The following is a 20,739-nucleotide window of genomic DNA, read 5'->3' as shown; positions in this document are numbered from 1 at the left end:
TATCTTGATCAGCCCTTGGCCGTTTGGGCGGCCATAATCCGATTTTGAGATTGGCCCAAAGAGGCGAGTCTGTTGTCATTTAAATAAAAAATTTGAGGAGCACATCGATGCGCGTAATTCTGCTGGGAGCTCCCGGGGCCGGTAAAGGTACTCAGGCAAAGTTCATCACTGAAAAATTTGGCATCCCGCAAATCTCCACAGGCGACATGTTGCGCGCAGCCGTCAAGGCCGGCACCGAGCTGGGCCTGATCGCCAAGAGCGTCATGGACAGCGGTGGCCTGGTATCCGATGACCTGATCATCAACCTGGTCAAAGAACGCATCAGCCAGGACGACTGCAAGAACGGTTTCCTGTTCGACGGTTTCCCGCGCACCATTCCACAGGCTGAAGCCCTGGTAAAAGCCGGTGTCGAGCTGGATCACGTGGTTGAAATCGCGGTTGATGATGAAGAAATCGTTCAGCGCATTGCCGGCCGCCGTGTACACGAGGCCTCCGGCCGCGTTTACCACACCGTCTACAACCCGCCAAAGGCTGAAGGTAAAGACGATGTGACCGGTGACGCACTGGTACAGCGCAAGGACGACACCGAAGAAACCGTTCGTCATCGCCTGTCGGTTTACCATTCGCAAACCAAGCCTCTGGTTGCCTTCTACCAAAACCTGGCAGAGACCCAAGGCAAGCCGAAGTACAGCCACATCGCGGGCGTAGGCTCGGTTGAAGCGATTACCGGCAAGGTCCTTGAAGCACTGAGCTGATAAGTCGGTTTTGCTCTGTTACAACAGCCCGCTTGCGGGCTGTTGTTGTTTATACTGCTGCACTTTTTCCACTTTTGATTCTGACGGGAACACTGATGAGCACCTTGCTGGCCCTGGATACCGCGACTGAAGCTTGCTCTGTTGCCCTGCTGCATGATGGCAAGGTCACGAGCCACTACGAGGTAATCCCGCGCCTGCACGCGCAAAAGCTGTTGCCAATGATCAAGGACCTGCTGGCCGAGGCGGGTGTCGAGTTGTCGGCTGTCGAGGCCATTGCCTTCGGTCGCGGGCCAGGCGCCTTTACCGGTGTGCGGATTGCCATCGGTGTGGTGCAAGGCCTGGCCTTTGCACTGGATCGCCCGGTGCTGCCGATTTCGAACCTGGCTGTGCTGGCCCAGCGCGCCCATCGCGAGCACGGTGCCACTCAGGTGGCCTCGGCCATCGATGCGCGCATGGACGAAGTGTATTGGGGCTGCTACCGCGAACAGGCGGGCGAGATGTGCCTGGTGGGGGGCGAGGCTGTCCTCGCGCCTGAAGCGGCAGGTTTGCCCGACGGTGCCAGCGGTGACTGGTTCGGTGCTGGCACCGGCTGGGGTTACGCAGAGCGCTTGAGCGTGAAGCCGTATGCGCAAGACGCCGGCATGTTGCCCCATGCCGAAGATTTGCTGACCCTGGCGCGCTTTGCCTGGGCGCGCGGCGAAGCTATTGCGGCGGATCTGGCACAGCCGGTGTACCTGCGGGACAAGGTCGCCACACCCAAAGCCCGTCCTTGATCGGACGCAGCCTTTAGCAGCGGCTACGAAATTTGCGCTGGGGGCAGACGTAAATGCCGCTGATTGGCCGGGTTACCTTCGCCAGCGGCTACACTTGCTTTTATCGCCCACGAGCCAGCAGTCATGCGTATAGACGGCTTTTCCTCACAGTCCTACCCCATCAAGCGCAAGCCGCGTAAAGACTCGGCGCTGATCGATGACTCGGTGGAGGACAATGATCCTGTTTTCGAGCAGGCTCCCGGCTCTGCCACGGCACGCACGTCGCCAGAACGCATCAGCCAGTTGCCGGTTCGTCAGCAAGACATGATCTTCCAGCGTGCCATGAACAGAAACGTGGCCAACGCGCTGACCAGCTACCTCACGACTGCGGGTTTCGTCGATTGGGACGTAGAGGTGTTGGGCCTGGACCTGTACATTTGAGCCATGACTGATTCACCTCTCCCTTATTACCTGGGTTGTCCGTCCTGGAGTGAAAACGCCTGGCGCGAGGGCTTGTACCCGCAGAACGCACGGACCACCGAGTTTCTCGGGCTCTATGCGCAAGTGTTCAACGCCGTCGAGGGCAATACCACGTTCTATGCCCGACCCGCAGCGAGCACGGTTGAGCGCTGGGCACAGAGCATGCCCGAGCATTTCAGGTTTACCGCCAAGTTTGCCCGCGATATCAGCCATGGCGGTGATTTACGCGAGCAGGCCCAGGCTGCAGAAGACTTTGTGCAGCTGTTGCAGCCCCTGGGAGCGCGTGTCGCCCCTCTGTGGCTGCAACTCCCGGCAAGCTTCGGGCCGCAGCGCCTGGCCGAGCTGGTGAGCTTCATAGACACGCTGCAGCGACCGTTGGCGGTCGAAGTCCGCCACCCCGACTTCTTCGCCAAGGGGGATGCCGAACGGTTGCTCAATCGTGTGTTGATGGATCGCGGGGTCGAGCGCATTTGCCTCGATCCACGGGCCTTGTTCAGTTGCACGTCAACCGACCCGGCGGTGCTCCACGCGCAATCGAAAAAACCGAAGGTTCCGCCGCGTCCGGCCGCCTTCACTGCATTTCCGCAAGTGCGCTTTATTGGCCGGCCCGAGCTGGAAGCCAATGACATCTATTTGCGGCCCTGGATCGAAAAAGTCGCGGGCTGGATCGAAGAGGGGCGCACGCCCTACGTGTTTTTGCACACACCCGACAACCACCGGGCACCCGAACTGGCGCGGCGTTTTCATCAGCAGTTGAGTGAGCGGTTGCCGGGCCTGCCCGTTTTGCCCGAGCTATATCAGGCCCAGACCACCGAGCAATTGGGGCTGCTTTAAGCGGCGAGACGCAGATTATTGACGATCAGCGGCCTGGCCCAGTTCAGGTCGAAGTCCATTGCCCGTTGCTGTTCGACCAGCGCCAGTGCGTCGAAGGGCACGGCGGGCTTGTCGAGCAACTCCAGTTCAAATTCAGCAATCGGCAGATGCAGCGCCCGGGGTTCCGATGCCGGACCTGGCTCCGGTAGCGGGTGCCCTTGTGCGATTACCAGCGGGCGCACCCAACTGGTGTTGTAGTCCTGCAGCTGTTGTTGCTCGGCAATGATTTCAGGCGGGAAGGGTTGGGCTGGCGGCGGCAGCAAGTCTGTTTCAAATTCGGCAATGGGCAGAAACAACGCTTCAGGCGGGCGCAGTTCGGTGTCCAGAATCTCGCAATGACGTTGGGTGGTGAGGGTGCTTAGCAGCTGATGGCCACCTTGTGGTTCCACCGTCTCATCGTCTGTCGATAGTTCGGCGTGCAGTTGCGCGAACGTTTCATTCCCGGGCTGCTCGGTCAATGCCCGGGCGTACAAGTCTCGCCACAGGTGATTAACGCTGCCCGTGACTTGCGAATTGTGCCGGCCAAAGTCGCCAATCGGCGCAATAAAGCCCAGGGATGTGGAATGAATGTCTGACATAGCTCTCGGTTGGCGCCCAGCTCTGGCAAAATGCCGGATATTTCATTTATCGGCAGTCTTTGCCGATCATTAAATTTTTGAGCGTGTTTTAGATGATTGAGCAAGCAGCAGGCTGTCGTATCAAGGTCGAGGCGTTGGACGAGGCTTACCAGGCCTTGGCCGAGCAATGGGCTGAGCGCCTGGGCTTGCCTCTGGACGTGGCAGACGCCGAGTTCGCATTGCAGGTGTCTGCCCAGGGTGTGCAGCTGCAACAGTTGGGCCCGGATGCACCTGGACCGGTGCGGGTGGACTTTGTCGAGGGGGGGGCGGCTCACCGGCGTTTGTATGGTGGCGGCAGCGGGCAAATGATTGCCAAGGCTGTTGGCATTCAACAAGGCGTGCGCCCGCGGGTACTGGACGCAACAGCAGGGCTGGGCAAGGACGCGTTTGTGCTGGCGAGCCTGGGCTGCGAGATGAGCCTGGTCGAGCGTCAGCCGTTGATCGCCGCATTGCTGGAAGACGGCCTGGCCCGTGGCCTGAATGATCCACACGTGGCGCCTATTGTGTCGCGCATGCACTTGCTTAAAGGCAATTCGATCGAGGTGATGCGGCATTGGGAAGGCGAGCCGCCACAGGTGATCTACCTTGACCCGATGTTCCCGCATCGTGAGAAGACTGCCCTGGTGAAGAAGGAAATGCGCGTGTTCCGACCCCTGGTGGGCGATGACAATGACGCGCCGGCCTTGCTTGAAGCTGCGCTGGCGCTGGCCACCCACCGTGTGGTGGTCAAACGTCCGCGCAAGGCCCCGTGTATTGCAGGGCCCAAGCCGAGCCACGGACTCGAAGGCAAGTCGAGCCGTTACGACATTTACCCGAAGAAAGCCTTGAAGCCTTAGGCCTGTGCCAACCGGCGGGCGCGAGCAAGTCGCGCCTACACAGGCTGTGGGCGATACGCCCGCATAAAGACCTGCACCACTTCCTGCACATGGGCTTCGCTGTCTTCACTGTTCAGCCGTTCGCCACAGCCATACAACAGACGAAAATTTGGCGCGCCCTTGAGCATGCAAAAGAAGTGTTCGGCTGCGTAGTGCGGATCTTCAATCTGCAGGGCGCTGCTCAGATCAATCTTTCTCAGCAGATGCTCCATCTCCCGCACCACCCGTTCGGGTCCCGCTTCAAAGAAAATCTGCGAAAGCTTCGGGTCCTGACTGCCAAAAGCCACCATCAGTCGATGCAGGTTCAGTGATTCTTCGCTGTTGATGAGTGCATGGAAGCCTCGGGCGATTTTCAGTAGAACGGCTTCGATGGGCTGGTCCGGCGGCAGTGAAAACAGCAGCCCGGGCAGTTGGCTTTCACAGGTAGCCATCACCGCCGACGAAAACAGTGCTTCCTTGTCGTTGAAGTGGCTGTAGACCGTCAGTTTTGACACGCCCGCCAATCCTGCAACCGCATCCATGCTGGTGTTGGCGTAGCCCTTGCTCAAAAACAGGGATTTGGCGGCATCAAGTATCGCCTGGCGTTTTGCCATGTCTTTGGGGCGACCGGGAGCATTGGGGATTAAAGGTTGATCAGACATTTCCGTTTATTACTGGACTGGTGAGTTTAGTATTAATAACATGCCGGCCAGTATAAATATTCCAAGCCTCATTAGCGAAAGGTCGTCACCATGTTGCGCCATGCCTTGCCCCGCGCTGTGCCTGTCTGTCTGGCTTTACTGTTGTCTGCATGCGGGCATGAAGAGCCCGTCCACACCAGTATCAGTCCGGCGATGGTGGTGCAACCACAGCCTTCGGCACTGGCGACCCAAAGCTATCCCGGTGAAGTGCGGGCGCGTTTCGACCCGCAACTGGCGTTTCGTATTGGCGGCAAAGTTACCCGGCGTCTGGTCGACGAGGGGGAGCGGGTCAAGGCCAATCAACCTCTGGCCGAGCTGGACCCACAAGACGTGCGCCTGCAACTGGATGCAATCCGCGCCCAGGTCGCCGCAGGGCAGGCCAACCTGACCCTGGTGCGGACTGAGCGTGACCGTTACAAAATCCTGCTTGATCGGCAGATGGTCAGCCGTTCGCAGTTCGATAATGCCGAAAACCTCTACCGGGCAGGCGAGGCCAAGTTAAAGCAGCTCAAGGCCGAACAGGATGTGGCAAGCAATCAGGCAAGCTATGCGGTGTTGCGTGCCCCTCAGGATGGCGTGATAGCCCAGCGTCAGGTGGACGTTGGGCAAGTCGTGTCCGCAGGGCAAACCGTGTTCACCCTGGCGGCTGATGGTGAGCGTGAGGTGTTGATCAGCCTGCCGGAGCACTCGTTCAGCCGTTTCAAGATTGGCCTTCCGGTATCAGTCGAGCTGTGGTCGCAGCCTGATCAGCGTTTCAGCGGACGGATTCGTGAGCTGTCGCCTTCTGCCGATCCCAAGTCGCGGACGTTCGCGGCTCGAATCGCCTTCACCGCAGGTAAAGTGCCTGCCGAGCTGGGTCAAAGTGCCCGGGTGTTTATCCAGAACGACGCAGCCAGCGCCTTGACCGTGCCGCTGTCGGCCTTGGGTGCGGAAAACGGTGCGCCTTATGTCTGGCGCGTCAGCGCTGGCAACACGCTGGAGCAAGTGCCGGTGCGGATTGGCCCTTTTGGCGAGAAAAGCGTGCCGGTGCTGGAAGGTCTCAAGGCTGATGACTGGATCGTTGCGGCGGGCGTTCATGTGCTGCATGCGGGGCAGGAGGTGCGACCGGTCGACCGTTCCAACCGCACGATCAACGTTGCGGCGAAGGAGTGATCCCGATGGGTTTTAACCTTTCTGCCTGGGCGTTGCGCAATCGCCAGATCGTACTGTTCCTGATGCTATTGCTGGCGATTGTCGGCGGGCTTTCCTACACCAAGCTGGGGCAAAGCGAAGATCCACCGTTTACCTTCAAGGCCATGGTGATCCGGACCTTGTGGCCGGGTGCCACGGCTGAGGAAGTCTCGCGCCAGGTCACTGAGCGCATCGAGAAAAAGCTGATGGAGACGGGCGAATACGAACGCATCGTGTCCTATTCGCGGCCGGGTGAGTCGATGGTGACCTTCATGGCCCGTGACTCGATGCACTCCGGGGAGGTGCCGGAACTGTGGTATCAGGTGCGCAAAAAAATCAGCGACATTCGGCATACGTTGCCCGCGGGGGTCCAAGGACCGTTTTTCAACGACGAGTTCGGCACCACCTTTGGCAATATCTACAGCCTGAGTGGTGAGGGCTACGACTACGCAGTGCTCAAAGACTACGCTGACCGCATCCAGATCCAGCTGCAGCGGGTCAAGGATGTCGGCAAGGTCGAACTGCTGGGTCTGCAAGACGAAAAAGTCTGGATCGAACTGTCCAACCTCAAGCTTGCGACCCTGGGATTGCCGCTGGCAGCAGTTCAGAAAGCGCTGGAAGAACAGAACGCAGTCTCTACCGCAGGTTTCTTTGAAACCCCGACCGAGCGTGTGCAGTTGCGGGTCAGCGGCCATTTCAAAACGGTCGAAGAAATTGAAAACTTTCCGATTCGAGTAGACGAGCGCACGTTCCGTATCCGCGATGTGGCGGATGTGCGTCGCGGCTTTAATGATCCCCCCGAGCCGCGCATGCGCTTTATGGGCCAGGACGCCATTGGCCTGGCGGTGGCCATGAAAGACGGCGGCGACATTCTGGTGTTGGGCAAGGCACTGGAAGGCGAGTTTGCCCGCCTGCAAAAGAACCTCCCGGCCGGCATGCAATTAAGCAAGGTGTCGGATCAGCCCGCCGCGGTGAAAACCAGCGTCGGTGAGTTTGTGACGGTGTTGGTAGAGGCACTGGTGATTGTACTGCTGGTGAGTTTTTTCTCGCTTGGGGTACGTACCGGCATGGTGGTGGCATTGACCATTCCGCTGGTGCTGGCGATGACCTTTGCCGCCATGCATTACCTGGGGATCGGCCTGCACAAAATCTCGCTGGGCGCGCTGGTACTGGCGTTAGGCTTGTTGGTGGACGATGCCATCATCGCTGTGGAAATGATGGCGATCAAAATGGAGCAGGGCTACGACCGGCTCAAGGCCGCGAGCTTTGCCTGGACCAGCACCGCATTCCCGATGCTTACCGGTACCTTGATCACGGCGGCGGGCTTTCTGCCGATTGCCATGGCCCAGTCGAGCACGGGTGAGTACACCCGCTCCATATTTCAGGTGGTCACCATTGCCTTGCTGGCGTCGTGGGTCGCAGCGGTCCTGTTTGTGCCGTATCTGGGGGCCTTGCTGTTGCCTGACCTGGCGAAAAAACATGCTGCCCGGCACGGTACGGCGTCCGGTGTTCCTGATCCGTACGCCACACCGTTCTATCAGCGAGTACGGCGGCTGGTGGAATGGTGCGTGCGCCGGCGTAAAACCGTGATTGCGCTGACGGTGCTGCTGTTCTTGGGATCGGTGGTGCTGTTCAAGTTTGTCCCGCAGCAGTTCTTCCCGGCATCGAGCCGTCTGGAGTTGATGGTCGATTTGAAATTGGCGGAAGGCGCTTCGCTGAGCAACACCACCGAGCAGGTCAAACGGCTTGAGGGGTTGCTCAAGGATCATCCGGGTATCGTCAATTATGTGGCCTATGCCGGAACCGGCTCGCCGCGTTATTACTTGCCGCTGGACCAGCAGTTGCCGGCCGCCAGCTTTGCCCAGTTTGTGGTGCTGGCCAAGACCATCGAGGATCGCGAAAATCTGCGCACCTGGCTGATTGAAACCCTTAACCAGCAATTTCCGACGATTCGTTCACGGGTGACACGCCTGGAAAACGGTCCGCCCGTAGGCTATCCGGTGCAGTTCCGGGTCACCGGCGAACACATCGACGAAGTACGGGCGCTGGCCCGCAAGGTGGCGGCCAAGGTGCGGGAAAACCCTCACGTGGTGAACGTGCACCTTGACTGGGAAGAGCCGAGCAAAGTGGTGTACCTCAACATCGATCAGGACCGTGCGCGGGCCTTGGGTGTGAGCACGGCGAACCTTTCTCGCTTTCTGCAGGGCACCTTGCTGGGGTCCACGGTCAGCCAGTATCGCGAAGACAATGAGCTGATTGAAATCCTGTTGCGTGGTACGCCGCGTGAGCGCACCGAACTGGCACGGCTGCCGAGTCTTGCGGTGCCGACCGATCATGGTCAAAGCGTTGCCCTGTCGCAGATTGCGACACTGGAATATGGCTTTGAAGAAGGCATCATCTGGCACCGCGATCGCCTGCCCAACGTGACGGTACGCGCCGATATTTATGGCAAGGACCAACCGGCCACTCTGGTGCAACAGATTCTGCCGACCCTCGAAGGGGTACGGGCCGAACTGCCCGAAGGGTATCTGCTGGACGTGGGGGGCACCGTAGAGGACTCAACGCGTGGGCAAGACTCGGTCAAGGCCGGCGTGCCGCTGTTTATCGTGGTGGTACTGACTCTGTTGATGGTGCAGTTGCGCAGTTTCTCGCGCATGGCGATGGTGTTTTTGACCGCACCGCTGGGCTTGATCGGCGTCACGCTGTTCTTGCTGGTGTTCGGCCAGCCCTTCGGCTTTGTGGCCATGCTGGGCACCATTGCGTTGTCCGGGATGATCATGCGCAACTCGGTGATCCTGGTGGATCAGATCGAGCAGGACAAAGCGGCAGGGCTGGATCCCTGGCAGGCAATTATCGAGGCGACCGTTCGACGCTTCCGCCCGATCGTGCTGACCGCGCTGGCGGCGGTGCTGGCGATGATCCCGCTGTCACGCAGTGTGTTTTTCGGGCCGATGGCCGTCGCCATCATGGGCGGGCTGATTGTAGCGACCGCTCTGACCCTGCTGTTCTTGCCGGCGCTGTACGCGGCGTGGTTCAAGGTGAAGAAGGTTTAATCACCCGGGTTCAGTTTCCTCTCCTGGCGGGAGGGGAAACTGAATGCTGCCCGGGATTACATTACCGGACCTGGTCGACTCGTACCTGCAGGGGGCGCAGGTACTTTGCATCGAGATCAACAGTGTTGCGCTCGGTGGTCACAAACAGCAATTTCCCGTCCTGTTCGATCCGTGCACTCACCGCGTAGGTGTGCCCGGGCTTTACCTCGGCAGGGTCATAGGTCAGGTGAAACGGTAACGGCACCTGCCCCTTGATTTGCCCGCTTTGCTTGGCCAGGGTCACGGCCGGAGCATCAGCCAGCGACACATCCTGCAAACTCACTTCCAGCGTAGCGGTTGGGGGCAGGGCGATCCGCTGCAGGTAAAACACTTCGCCGTCGAGGGTCGCTTGCGGGGTGGAGGTCATCGCGCTACAGGCTCCGAGCAGTGTGGTCAGGCTGAGTAGAAGGACTTTTTTCATAGAAGACTCCGTAAGGCTCGCATCAAAGCAATGCGATGAGTGAATCGGCACGTCCGCCAGATGCATCCGGCGGACGTGCGTACTGAGTTAAGGGGTTTTCTCCAGCGAGAGCGGGGCTTGGTCTGCCGCGTCTTCGCTGCGGTGCAGGGCCACCTGACGGATCGACAAGCGAATCTCGGCCGGCAGCACGCGTTTGGCCACCCCTTCGGCCAGCTCGCCCAACACTTCGTTGTAGCTCAACTTGCCGTTGGCATCCCGGCGCAACACGTCTTGTTCAAGCAGCGTCTGGATAAAGTGGCGGAACAGGCTCTTGTCGAAGAACTCAGGCGCATTGAGCCCATGCAGGATCGACAGGCGCTGGGCCATCATGGTGCACAGGTCTTCCAGCTCTTCGGCGCTTAACGTGTCCTGGCCGCTGTTGAGCAACAACGAAGTGGCCATGTAGAAGCGTTGCAGGGTTTGCGCGATGCTCTTCGACAGCAGTGTCAGCAATACAAAGTGCCGCGAGCTGGGTGCCGGGCGCAGGTACACCTCATTCTCGACGCGCAACAAACCTTGTTCGACAAAGGCCTCAAGCCATTGGTCGACCACGCCGTCCAGTTCCTCCTGTGACCAGCGGATGAACAGTTCCGATTGCAGGTAAGGGTAGAGCGCGTGGGTGTAGCGCAGGATTTGTTCGCGGGTCATGCGCGAGGCGCTCTGGAAGAAGCTGGCCAGCAACGCAGGCAATGCAAAAATATGCAGCACGTTGTTGCGGTAATAGGTCATCAGAACGGCGTTCTGTTCATCCAGATACAGGATCTTGCCCAGCGCATCGCTTTGCTCGGAGAGCAGGTCCATGCCTTTCACATATTCGATCAATGCCCGCCCGTCGCCTTCCGGCAACGTGGTATGGGGCGAGTAAGGCACGCGGCGTAGCAGCGCCAGATACAGATCCAGCACGCGGGCCATGGCCCGATCATCCAGCGCCAGCTTGCTGGTCGACAACAGCGCCAGCGCGACCAGATTGACCGGGTTGATCGCAGCCGCTTCGTTCAGGTGCTGGGCAACTTTCTCAGCCAGGCGATTGGTTGTGGCGGTCAGCCACTCGGGACGGTACAGCGGAGCCAGTGGCTGCTGACGCCAGTCGGGCTGTTCCTGGTCGAGGAATTCGGCGAGTTTGATCGGCTCGCCAAAGTTCACTGCGACCTGGCCAAAGCGCTGCTTGAGTGCACCGATGACTTTGAAAATATCGAAAATGGATTCTTTTTTCTTGTTCGCTCCGCGCAGCTCGCCCAGGTAGGTGCGCCCTTCGAGTACGCGCTCATAGCCGATGTAGACCGGCACAAAGACGATGGGCATGCGCGATGAGCGCAAGAAGCTGCGCAAGGTGATGGCCAGCATCCCGGTTTTGGGTTGCAACATGCGCCCGGTGCGCGAGCGGCCGCCTTCGACGAAGTACTCCACCGGGAAGCCTTTGCTGAACAGGGTATGCATGTACTCATTGAACACCGAGGTGTACAGCGGGTTGCCCTTGAAGGTACGGCGCATGAAAAAGGCGCCGCCGCGCCGCAGCAGGCGGCCGATGAGCGGCATGTTGAGGTTGATCCCCGCCGCGACGTGCGGCGGCGTCAGGCCATTGCGAAACAGCAGGTAGGACAGCAGCAGGTAATCGATATGGCTGCGGTGGCAGGGGACGTAGATGATCTCGTGACCCTGGGCAACGTTTTGGACACCTTCGACATGGTTGACCTTGACCCCGTCGTAAATCTTGTTCCAGAACCAGCTCAGCACCACTTCAAAAAAACGGATGGCCGTGTAGGTGTAGTCCGAGGCAATTTCATTGGCATAGCGCAGCGCTTGAGCCTTGGCTTTTTCGGGCGAGATGTTCTCGCGCTCGGCTTCATCGAGGATCGCTTGGCGGACCGCGGGCTCTTTGACCAGCCCTTTGACCAGGTTGCGACGGTGCGAGAGGTCGGGGCCGATGACGGCTGTTTTCAGATTGCGGAAGTGCACCCGCAAAATGCGCTGCGCCATGCGTACGGTGCGTTCGTGGCCTTTGTTGTGATCAAGCAGCACGCGTAAATGGATCGGGGCCGAAAACTGCACCCGGGTCTTGCGTCCCAGAATCAAAATGCGCAGCAAGCGACGCAAGCGCCCGGTGACCGCCCAGCTGTCGGCAAACAACAACTTCCAGGGGCTGGATTCGCTGTCGGGAGACTGCCCCCAAAATACGCTGACCGGGATGATCTGCGCATCTTCACCCGGGTTGCTGGCCAGCCGGTCTACCAGTCGGGTCAAGGTCGGTGGTGCGCCGCGCTTGTCCTGACGGCCCAGCCAGTCGGGTTCGGGGGTCAGGTAGAAAAAGGCGGCAGGTTCGATCATGTCCCCCACCGACACCGGAAGTACGGGGCGGGGCAGGCCGGCCTTGGTGCACTCGGCGTCAATCACGGCCAGTTCGGTCATGGAGGGCGATTGCAGGACGTAGAACACAGGTCGGCTTCGATCCAGGTTCAGGCTCAATGACGATTGATTGATCGTCTCAGAGCGCACCCACAGGTACAGCAAGCGACGCAGGGCGCCAAACACAAGGCGACGAAATGGGGAGCGGGTCATACGGCTTCTGCGTTAGTGGATTAAAACGAGTGTTTACTCGAGCCCGTAGTGTGCAGTATCTCCGGAAAATCGGCAAAAAAGCGGCGAACTAATATTGATTGAGTGTTTTTGGGGCTGACTTATACTCGGGGACTCTTTCGCCAGACTATGTAAGACATGTTCTGAAACGTCAGGTTAGAGCGAAAGACCTTAAAGGGCCAATAAGCGAGCCCGTTCAATAATAAAAAGGGGGAAATGATTCATGACAACGCGCGTAACAGGCAGTGTGAAGTGGTTCAACGACGCCAAAGGCTACGGTTTCATTCAGTGTGAAGAAGGCAAGGATGTGTTTGTGCATTACCGCGCCATTCGCGGTGAAGGTCATCGCACCCTGGCTGAAGGCCAGCAGGTTGAATACACCCAGGTCACGGGTGACAAGGGGTTGCAGGCCGAGGATGTCGTGGGGCTGTAAATACAGACCATGTAGCCGCTGCCACAGGCTGCGAAGGGGTACGCAGTGCCCCCGGCCTTTCTTGAAAGTGAAGGAGGGCCCTTATCGCAACTTGCGGCAGCGGCTACATGCCTTGCATCAGGCGCCGGTTTTCCAGGTGATTTCTTCCTGACCGTCTTCGCTGATGCGAATCCAGCGGTCGGCATCGGCCTCGCCTTGCTCTTCTTCCCACGTACCCGGTGCGCAACGCACTTCGACGTTCAGCGCTTTGAAGGCGGCCTGAGCGCAGGCGATGTCGTCGTCCCAAGGCGTTTTGTCGCTGTCCAGAAACAGGCTGTTCCATTTGCCGACGGCATTTGGCATCCAGGTCACAGGTACATCGCCAGCGGTGCATTTCCACACCTGGCCCTTCTTCACCCAAGGGGTGCAGGGGCCCAAGGCTTCGCTAAGCCATGTAACGACGTGTTCATGACCCGCCTTGGCTTCTTTCAGGTAAATCTCGATATCGGGTTGGCGCATGGATGTCCTCACTGCGGGTCTGAAAAATCCATTCGCGGATTAATCGGGCCAAAGGTGTGAGCCTTTGGCCGTAAAGTTGATTATTGAAGAACGAAGTAATCGTAGCGCATCGAAACGCTGACCACTAAAGGCTCAGGGTGCTCGATGACCTGCGCCCGACGCTCGGCACTGGCGCGCCAGCCGTGGGGCGTCATGGCCAGCAGGTTGGCGCGATCCTGGGGTTCGCTCAAGTGCAGTTTGAACTCCAGTATTTCGCTGTGTTGCAACTGCATGCCTTCCGGCACCAGCGCCAGATGCTTGTCGTCGGCGTAATCGCGAACTTCGTCGTACAGCCGCTCGCGCAATTCCATCAAGTGGCCCCGTGTCGGCCCAACGCGCATCAAACCGCCGCCGGGGCTGAGCAAGCGTTTGGCTTCGAGCCAGTCGAGCGGGCTGAATACGCTGGCCAGGAACTGGCAGCTGGCATCGGCCAATGGCACGCGAGCCATGCTGGCGATCAACCAGGTCAACTGCGGATTGCGCTTGCAGGCGCGCTTGACCGCCTCGCGGGAGATATCCAGGGCATAACCGTCAGCCGAGGGCAGGGCTTCGGCGATTTGTGCGGTGTAGTAACCCTCGCCGCAACCGATGTCGAGCCAGCGTTGCGGGGCGCGCTCTGCGGCCAGCTCTGCCAGGCGCCTGGCCACAGGTGCGTAATGGCCGGCATTGAGAAAGTCGCGGCGAGCCTCGACCATGGCCTGGTTATCGCCAGGGTCGCGGCTGTTTTTATGCTGCACCGGCAACAGGTTCAGATAACCCTGACGGGCGCGGTCAAAGCGATGCCCGGCGGGGCATGCCACGCCGTTGTCGACAGCGCTGAGCGGCTCGGAACAGATAGGGCAGGCGAGCATCAGGCGAGCAACTTGATCAGGGTTTGGTAGTAGATTTCAGTCAGTACATCGAGATCGCTGGCCAGTACCCGTTCGTTGACCTGGTGAATGGTCGCATTGACCGGCCCCAGCTCGACCACTTGAGTCCCCAGGGTTGCGATAAAGCGCCCGTCCGAAGTGCCGCCGCTGGTGGAGGCCTTGGTTTCGCGACCTGTGACCTGCTTGATGCTCGACGATACGGCGTCCAGCAGAGCGCCCGGCTCGGTCAGGAATGGCAGACCGGACAACGCCCACTCGATGTGCCAGTCGAGGCCATGCTTGTCGAGGATGTCAGCCACGCGCTGTTGCAGGCCTTCAACAGTGGATTCGGTAGAGAACCGGAAGTTGAACACGGCCACCAGATCACCGGGGATCACGTTGGTCGCGCCGGTACCCGAGTTGAGGTTGGAGATCTGGAAGCTGGTCGGCGGGAAAAAGGCGTTGCCATTGTCCCAATGCTCGGCGGCCAGTTCACTCAGGGCCGGAGCCGCCAGGTGGATCGGGTTTTTGGCCAGATGCGGGTAGGCCACGTGTCCTTGCACGCCACGAACGGTAAGTTTGGCGCCGAGAGAGCCGCGACGGCCATTTTTCACCACGTCGCCGACCAGCGTCGTGCTCGACGGCTCGCCGACAATGCACCAGTCCAGACGCTCGTTGCGGGCTGCGAAACGTTCGACCACGGCCTTGGTGCCATGATGGGCCGGGCCTTCTTCATCACTGGTGATCAGAAACGCGACCGAACCCTTATGATCCGGGTAATCACTGACAAAGCGCTCAGCCGCGACCAGCATCGCCGCCAGGCTGCCTTTCATATCAGCGGCACCACGGCCGCAGAGCATACCGTGCTCATCGATCAGCGCGTCGAAGGGGTCGTTCTGCCAGGCCTGGACCGGGCCGGTAGGCACCACGTCCGTGTGGCCGGCAAAGCACAGCACAGGACCGTCGTGTTTACCGTGAGTGGCCCAGAAGTTGTCCACGTCTTCGATGCGCATCGGCTCAAGCTTGAAGCCGGCATCGCCCAGGCGCTGCATCATCAGCTTCTGGCAATCGGCGTCGATTGGCGTCACGGAAGGGCGACGGATCAGATCGCAGGCAAGTTGCAGGGTCGGCGAGAGGTCGGCGTGGGCCGTCATGGTGTGAACTCCGAAGCGGGTCATGTGCGGGGCGGGCAGGCACAAAAGGGCGGCTATCTTAAAGCAAAACGGCGGCCAGAGGCCGCCGTTTAGTGGTTGCAGTCAATTTATGCAGCCGGTTGCGGTTCAGTGGCTTCGACCGGCTTGGGTAACGAAGACATGAAGGCCATGATCAACGCTGCCAGATACGGCAACGATTGCACCAGCAGCATGACTACCCAGAAGCGCATGTCGTTGCTCGGCAAACCCTGGACAAAGAAGATTCCGAGCGCAGCGCCCCAGAGCAGCAGCATGATGAACACTTCTTCTCGGGCTTCCGAAAGGGCGACCCAAAAGCCGTGATTGTCGGCGTTTTTAGGGGTGCGGAAGAACGGAATGCTGGAGGTGAAGAATCCGTAAAGCACCGCTTTGGCGATGGTGTGAGACAACGCCAGGCCAGCCAGTGCCGCTGCAAACGCGTCCTTGAGGTTAACCCCGACGGCGCGACGGTACAGGAAGATGATTTTGCCGACCTTGAACACAAACAGCGCCAGGGGCGGGATGGCGAAAATCAGCAACGGCGGATCAACCCGGGTTGGCACAATGATCATCGCAGCCGACCACAGCAGGGCGCCCACGGTGAAGAAGATATTCATGCCGTCGGCCACCCATGGCAGCCAGCCTGCGAGGAAGTGATAACGCTGACCACGGGTCAAGTGGGTATCTTTGCCGCGCAGCAGGCTGGAGGTGTGCCGCTTGATGATCTGGATCGCACCATAGGCCCAGCGGAAGCGCTGCTTTTTGAAGTCGATAAAGGTGTCGGGCATCAGCCCTTTGCCGTAGCTATTGTGGGAATAAGCTGCGGAGTAGCCTTTTTCGAACACGCGCAGGCCCAACTCGGCATCTTCACAGATGCACCAGTCTGCCCAGCCAAGCTCTTCAAGCACCGAACGCCGGGTCATGGTCATCGTGCCGTGCTGAATGATCGCGTCACGGTCGTTGCGGGTCACCATGCCGATATGGAAAAAGCCTTTGTACTCTGAATAGCAGAGCTTTTTGAAGGTGCTCTCGCTGTGGTCGCGGTAGTCCTGGGGCGATTGCACGATGGCGATTTTTGGATCGGCGAAGTGCGGCACCATGTGCTTGAGCCAGTTGGGATCAACGCAGTAATCAGAATCGATCACGGCAATCACTTCGGCATCCGGCGCAGTGTGCGGGATCAGGTAGTTCAAAGCCCCGCCCTTGAAGCCTGCCAGGGGCGCGACGTGGAAGAACTTGAAGCGTGGGCCGAGGGTGGCGCAGTAGTCGCGCACCGGCTCCCAGACGGCCGGATCCTTGGTGTTGTTGTCGATCAGCAACACCTCAAAGTCCGGGTAATCGAGGTTGGCGAGGGCATTGAGGGTCTGTTTGACCATCTCGGGCGGCTCGTTGTAGCAAGGCACATGAATGGACACTTTCGGTCGGTAGGCATCATCGCTCTCTACCGGCAGGAACTCACGGCGTCGCTTGCGGATCCACACCGCTTCAGCGAGTTCGTGTGCTTCGGTGAGCAGCACAATAAACACCCCGAGTGCGCCCAGTCCGAGCAAGAAGCCCACCGTCAGACTGAACCACGTGCTGTACTGCTGGCTGTAGTCGTAACCGATCCATACCAGCACCGAACCGCACAGGAAGGCGGTGAAGGTCAAGAATGTACGGCCGCGCTGGCGCAGCGCCGAACCATCGATCAGCAGCAGGGCCAGCGATAACAAGGCCAGTACCACAGAGCCGATCGCTAGTACGCGCCATTGGGGAATCGCGACGACGGGGCCTTCGAAGTTGAACTTTTGCTGGCGCGCAGCGTTGTAAACGCCCCAATAGGCGCCCACAGAACCTTCGTCACTGGCTTTCCATGGCTGGTCGAACGCCTCGATCACAAAGTAGTTATAGCCACGGCGGTTCAGGGTGTTGACCAGCGTGCGCAGGTAGACCGCCTGATCGGCCGGGGTGGCATCGGCGCCACCGCGCATACGACCGTTGCTCGGCCAGCCAACCTCCGAGAGCAGCAGCGGTTTTTTCGGGAATATTTTTTTCAGGTCGCGGGCGCGATCCAGTACAAACTCGCCAGCCTGGTCCATCGGGATAAATTCCCAATAAGGCAGGATGTGCGCGGCAATCAGGTCAACGTGGCTGGCCAGTTGCGGGTATTTTTCCCAGATGTGCCATTGCTCGGAGGTTGTCACCGGCACCTTGACCGCAGCCCGGACACGATCCAGCAGCACGATCAGCTCTTCAGGGGTGATTTCTTCACGGAACAGGGCTTCGTTGCCCACCACGACCCGCACGATGCTGCGCGAGTTATTGGCCAGTTCGATGGCTTTTTGAATTTCGCGCTCATTGCGTTCCTGGTCCGGGCTGATCCAGATCCCCAGGGTGACCCGCAGACCGAACTCTTCCGCCAGCTTGGGGATATCACCGAGCGTGCCGTCGACCGAATAGGTCCGAATGTTGTCCGTCAGTTTGCTCAGAATTTCCAGGTCACGACGCATTTCGTCATCGGACGGAAACTGATCTTTCTGCGGGTACTGGCCTTGCTGGAAGGGCGAGTACGAAAAGCCGGAGATTTGATCGGGCCAGTCAGGCGCCGAGACCGGGCGATTGATGAGCGCCCAGAATCCGGTAAAGAGTGCGGCGATGGCCAGTACCACCACCAGGTTGAGTCCAAATTTACGCGATGACATAACTATTTCGGGTTCCAAAGGGAGTGGAACGAAGGTCGGTCGGCAGTTGCCAGACGGCGCGCATCCTACACTGCGATCTGACGTACCGTACAGCGGAGGGGAGGCGCCGGATGCGTGTGCCCCGCTCGCTGATGTTCTTGTTTGTTTCTTGGGAGGCTTGTCAGGCTGCTCAATAGAGTATTAAAGCAGGCTTGGTCGCATGAACCGCAGGAAAGATACTAAACGACACGTCACGCCTCTATAATGCGCGCCGGTTTTTGGGGTGTTGGTCATGAGTACAGAAGATCCACGGTTTGCCGGCGTAGCCCGGTTATATGGCTTGGAAGGCCTGGAACGGCTGCGTGCCGCGCACGTCGCCATCGTCGGCGTGGGCGGTGTGGGGTCGTGGGCGGCAGAAGCCATTGCTCGCTGCGGTGTGGGCGAGATTTCGTTGTTTGACCTCGACGATGTCTGCGTCAGCAACAGTAATCGCCAGCTCCACGCCTTGAGCACGACCATTGGTCGGGACAAGGTAGCGGTGATGGCTGAGCGTCTGCGCCAGATCAATCCGGACTGTGTTGTCCACGAAGTGGCTGATTTCGTCACCCGTGAAACCATGGCCGAGTACATCACCCCGAACATAGATTGTGTGATCGACTGCATTGACAGCGTCAATGCCAAGGCTGCACTGATCGCCTGGTGCAAGCGCCGCAAGATTCAGATCATCACCACGGGCGGCGCGGGCGGGCAAATCGATCCGACGCTGATTCAGGTCTGCGATCTGAACCGCACCTTCAACGATCCATTGGCCTCGAAGGTGCGTTCGACCCTGCGTCGCGACTACGGGTTTTCACGCACTGTGACACGTCATTACAGCGTGCCGTGTGTGTTCTCCACTGAGCAACTGCGCTACCCCAAGCCGGATGGCAGTATTTGCCTGCAGAAAAGCTTTGTTGGCGATGGCGTGAAGCTGGACTGCGCTGGCGGGTTTGGCGCGGTGATGATGGTGACGGCCACCTTTGGCATGGTCGCGGCCACCAAGGCGGTGGACAAAATCGTGGCTGGCGTGCGCCGGCCTTCGGAGCGGGTTAAACCCGTACACAACCCTCTCCCGGGAGAGGGTTGAAGGCGCTAGGCGAGCGCCAATTCCCGCATCCGCTGCAGCACGGCATTCAGCCCGTTGCTGCGCGAGGGTGAAAGTTGACGGCTGAGGCCCAGCTGGTTGAACCAGTCGGGCACGTCGACCTGCTGCAGTTGTTCGGTGCTCAAGCCATTGACCCGTGCCAGCAGCAATGCGATCAAGCCCCGGATCAATCGCGCGTCGCTGCTGGCAGCGAATAGCCAGTGACCATCCTTTAGCTCACCCACCAACCACACCTGACTCTCACACCCCTGCACGCGAGTGGCTTCGGTTTTGTCGGCGTCGCTCAACTCGGGCAGGCGTTGTCCCCATTGCATCAGCAGCCGGGCACGTTGCTCCCAACCAGCGCAGTGTTCAAAGCTTTCGAGTGCGGCCTGGGCTTCCCGGGGCAAGGTCATTGCAGCAACTCCAGTGCCTGATCAAGCGCATCGAAGAAACGCTCCAGATCTTCAGAATCGTTGTACAGCGCCAGCGATACGCGGATCGCGCCTGCGAGGCCAAAACCTTTGAGCAGTGGCATTGCGCAGTGGTGCCCGGCGCGTACGGCAATCCCTTGTTCGGTCAGCAGGTGCGCCAGATCGGCGTTATGCACGCCCTCAACCACAAAGCTGACCAGTGCCAGCTGTGGCGAGCCCAGCAGGCGAACGCCCTGGCGTTGTTTTAATCCGTCGACGAGATACCCGTGCAGGGCGGCTTCGTGAGCTTCAATTGCGGCCTGATCAAGGGTCGCCAGATAACTGAGAGTCGCTCCCAGTCCGATGACGCTGGCGATCGGTGGGGTGCCGGCTTCGAAGCCCAGCGGAGCAGGGCGGAAGGTTGCGTGGTGGTAATCGGCGTCCTGCACCATTTCACCGCCGAATTGCCAGTGTTGCAGATCCGCCAGGGCCTGATGGCGGCCAAACAGCACGCCCAGACCATCGGGGCCATACAGCTTGTGACTGGAGAACACGTAAAAGTCGCACCCTAGCGCCTGTACGTCATGGCGCCCGTGCACGATGCCCTGGGCACCGTCGACGACCGTCAGCGCGTTCTGCGCCTTGGCCAGGGCCAGCAGGGCAGGTAGTGGCTGCCATACGCCGAGGACGTTGGACAGCTGACTGACGGCCAGCAAGCGGGTGCGCGGGGTGATCAGGCGTGCCGCCGCGTCGAGATCGATCACGCCGTCGGCATCCAGGGGCAGCACCACCAGAGCCAAGCCTTTACGCAGGGCCAGCTGTTGCCACGGCAGGAGGTTGGCGTGGTGTTCGAGGGCGCTGATGACAATCTCGTCGCCCGCATTGAATTGGTGTTCCAGCCCATAGGCCAGAAGGTTCAGTGCCGAGGTGGCACCGTGGGTGAAGATAATCTGCCCGCTGTCGCCGGCATTGATCCAGTGCTTCACTTTATGGCGGGTGTTTTCAAATGCCTGGGTCGCATGGGCGCCCGGCAAATGTTGGGCCCGGTGCACATTGGCGGCGCCACTGGCGTAGTAGTGCGTCAGTGCGTCGAGCAGGGCTTGGGGTTTTTGCGTGGTTGCAGCGTTGTCCAGATAAGTCTGGTCCTGACGTTGCAAGGCAGCGATGGCAGGGAAGTCAGCGCGCCAGGGAGAAGGCAGAAGCATGGGGTCCGGGCTCTGATGAC

General features: G+C 59.6%; 19 protein-coding genes. 9 read left to right on the top strand and 10 right to left on the bottom strand.

Annotated elements, in window-relative coordinates:
- Positions 1–107: 107 nt before the first annotated feature.
- From adk to AWM69_RS05040, 4 genes are all read left to right on the top strand, one after another.
- On the top strand, positions 108–755 hold the full coding sequence (adk, locus tag AWM69_RS05055) for an adenylate kinase (protein ID WP_131652623.1): 648 nt from the start codon (positions 108–110) through the stop codon (positions 753–755).
- Between the two features lie 95 nt (positions 756–850).
- The gene (gene tsaB, locus AWM69_RS05050; protein ID WP_048378813.1) at positions 851–1,528 is read left to right on the top strand and encodes a tRNA (adenosine(37)-N6)-threonylcarbamoyltransferase complex dimerization subunit type 1 TsaB; all 678 of its coding nucleotides are present in this window, start codon (positions 851–853) and stop codon (positions 1,526–1,528) included.
- 123 nt (positions 1,529–1,651) lie between these two features.
- Entirely contained in the window at positions 1,652–1,948 is a 297-nt protein-coding gene (locus AWM69_RS05045; protein ID WP_218725897.1) for a hypothetical protein, read from the top strand.
- 3 nt (positions 1,949–1,951) lie between these two features.
- Positions 1,952–2,821 (top strand): DUF72 domain-containing protein, encoded by an 870-nt coding sequence (locus AWM69_RS05040; RefSeq protein ID WP_131652625.1) that lies wholly within the window; start codon positions 1,952–1,954, stop codon positions 2,819–2,821.
- Here the strand turns inward: AWM69_RS05040 and AWM69_RS05035 are convergent.
- Positions 2,818–3,438 (bottom strand): energy transducer TonB, encoded by a 621-nt coding sequence (locus tag AWM69_RS05035; RefSeq protein WP_131652626.1) that lies wholly within the window; start codon positions 3,436–3,438, stop codon positions 2,818–2,820. The two genes, AWM69_RS05040 and AWM69_RS05035, sit on opposite strands and share 4 nt — an antisense overlap.
- Positions 3,439–3,530: 92 nt before the next feature.
- On the opposite strand from AWM69_RS05035, the gene AWM69_RS05030 reads away from it, so the two are divergent.
- Entirely contained in the window at positions 3,531–4,313 is a 783-nt protein-coding gene (locus tag AWM69_RS05030) for a class I SAM-dependent methyltransferase (RefSeq protein WP_131652627.1), read from the top strand.
- Between the two features lie 35 nt (positions 4,314–4,348).
- Here AWM69_RS05030 and AWM69_RS05025 read toward each other — a convergent pair whose 3' ends face one another.
- A complete protein-coding gene (locus AWM69_RS05025) occupies positions 4,349–4,993 on the bottom strand; it encodes a TetR/AcrR family transcriptional regulator (protein WP_218725896.1) in 645 nt (214 codons plus the stop codon).
- Positions 4,994–5,083: 90 nt separating this feature from the next.
- On the opposite strand from AWM69_RS05025, the gene AWM69_RS05020 reads away from it, so the two are divergent.
- Together AWM69_RS05020 and AWM69_RS05015 are read left to right on the top strand one after the other, a co-directional pair.
- Entirely contained in the window at positions 5,084–6,184 is a 1,101-nt protein-coding gene (locus tag AWM69_RS05020) for an efflux RND transporter periplasmic adaptor subunit (protein WP_131652628.1), read from the top strand.
- A 5-nt stretch (positions 6,185–6,189) separates the two neighbouring features.
- Positions 6,190–9,255 carry an efflux RND transporter permease subunit gene (locus tag AWM69_RS05015; RefSeq protein WP_218725895.1) on the top strand — a complete coding sequence of 1,022 codons (3,066 nt, stop codon included), beginning with the start codon at positions 6,190–6,192 and terminating at the stop codon, positions 9,253–9,255.
- A 61-nt stretch (positions 9,256–9,316) separates the two neighbouring features.
- Here AWM69_RS05015 and AWM69_RS05010 read toward each other — a convergent pair whose 3' ends face one another.
- Positions 9,317–9,715, bottom strand: a complete 399-nt coding sequence (locus AWM69_RS05010) for a YbaY family lipoprotein (RefSeq protein WP_218725894.1) — start codon at positions 9,713–9,715, stop codon at positions 9,317–9,319.
- An 87-nt stretch (positions 9,716–9,802) separates the two neighbouring features.
- Positions 9,803–12,310, bottom strand: coding sequence for a glycerol-3-phosphate 1-O-acyltransferase PlsB (gene plsB / locus AWM69_RS05005; protein WP_218725893.1), 2,508 nt, complete (start codon positions 12,308–12,310; stop codon positions 9,803–9,805).
- A 241-nt stretch (positions 12,311–12,551) separates the two neighbouring features.
- Here plsB and AWM69_RS05000 point away from each other — a divergent pair, with 241 nt between their 5' ends.
- Entirely contained in the window at positions 12,552–12,761 is a 210-nt protein-coding gene (locus tag AWM69_RS05000) for a cold-shock protein (protein ID WP_131652631.1), read from the top strand.
- A 117-nt stretch (positions 12,762–12,878) separates the two neighbouring features.
- Here the strand turns inward: AWM69_RS05000 and AWM69_RS04995 are convergent, their stop codons facing one another.
- The 4 genes from AWM69_RS04995 to AWM69_RS04980 form a co-directional block, all read right to left on the bottom strand.
- Positions 12,879–13,259 carry a hypothetical protein gene (locus AWM69_RS04995; protein ID WP_131652632.1) on the bottom strand — a complete coding sequence of 127 codons (381 nt, stop codon included), beginning with the start codon at positions 13,257–13,259 and terminating at the stop codon, positions 12,879–12,881.
- 80 nt (positions 13,260–13,339) lie between these two features.
- A complete protein-coding gene (locus AWM69_RS04990) occupies positions 13,340–14,149 on the bottom strand; it encodes a putative RNA methyltransferase (protein ID WP_048378841.1) in 810 nt (269 codons plus the stop codon).
- On the bottom strand, positions 14,149–15,300 hold the full coding sequence (dapE, locus tag AWM69_RS04985) for a succinyl-diaminopimelate desuccinylase (RefSeq protein WP_048378843.1): 1,152 nt from the start codon (positions 15,298–15,300) through the stop codon (positions 14,149–14,151). The genes AWM69_RS04990 and dapE overlap by 1 nt, the downstream gene beginning before the upstream one ends.
- A 107-nt stretch (positions 15,301–15,407) precedes the next feature.
- Positions 15,408–17,999, bottom strand: coding sequence for a glycosyltransferase (locus tag AWM69_RS04980; RefSeq protein ID WP_131652634.1), 2,592 nt, complete (start codon positions 17,997–17,999; stop codon positions 15,408–15,410).
- A 271-nt stretch (positions 18,000–18,270) separates the two neighbouring features.
- On the opposite strand from AWM69_RS04980, the gene tcdA reads away from it, so the two are divergent.
- On the top strand, positions 18,271–19,104 hold the full coding sequence (gene tcdA, locus AWM69_RS04975; RefSeq protein WP_131652635.1) for a tRNA cyclic N6-threonylcarbamoyladenosine(37) synthase TcdA: 834 nt from the start codon (positions 18,271–18,273) through the stop codon (positions 19,102–19,104).
- A 5-nt stretch (positions 19,105–19,109) separates the two neighbouring features.
- Here the strand turns inward: tcdA and AWM69_RS04970 are convergent, their stop codons facing one another.
- The gene (locus AWM69_RS04970) at positions 19,110–19,517 is read right to left on the bottom strand and encodes a SufE family protein (RefSeq protein ID WP_218725892.1); all 408 of its coding nucleotides are present in this window, start codon (positions 19,515–19,517) and stop codon (positions 19,110–19,112) included.
- Positions 19,514–20,719 carry an aminotransferase class V-fold PLP-dependent enzyme gene (locus tag AWM69_RS04965; RefSeq protein WP_131652637.1) on the bottom strand — a complete coding sequence of 402 codons (1,206 nt, stop codon included), beginning with the start codon at positions 20,717–20,719 and terminating at the stop codon, positions 19,514–19,516. Before AWM69_RS04965 ends, AWM69_RS04970 begins: the two co-directional genes overlap by 4 nt.
- Positions 20,720–20,739: the final 20 nt, after the last annotated feature.

The organism is Pseudomonas sp. D1HM (assembly GCF_019266105.1).
GTDB lineage: Bacteria > Pseudomonadota > Gammaproteobacteria > Pseudomonadales > Pseudomonadaceae > Aquipseudomonas > Aquipseudomonas taetrolens.
The sequence above is the reverse complement of the archived record's forward strand: the minus strand, read 5'-3'. Positions and strand labels throughout refer to the sequence as shown.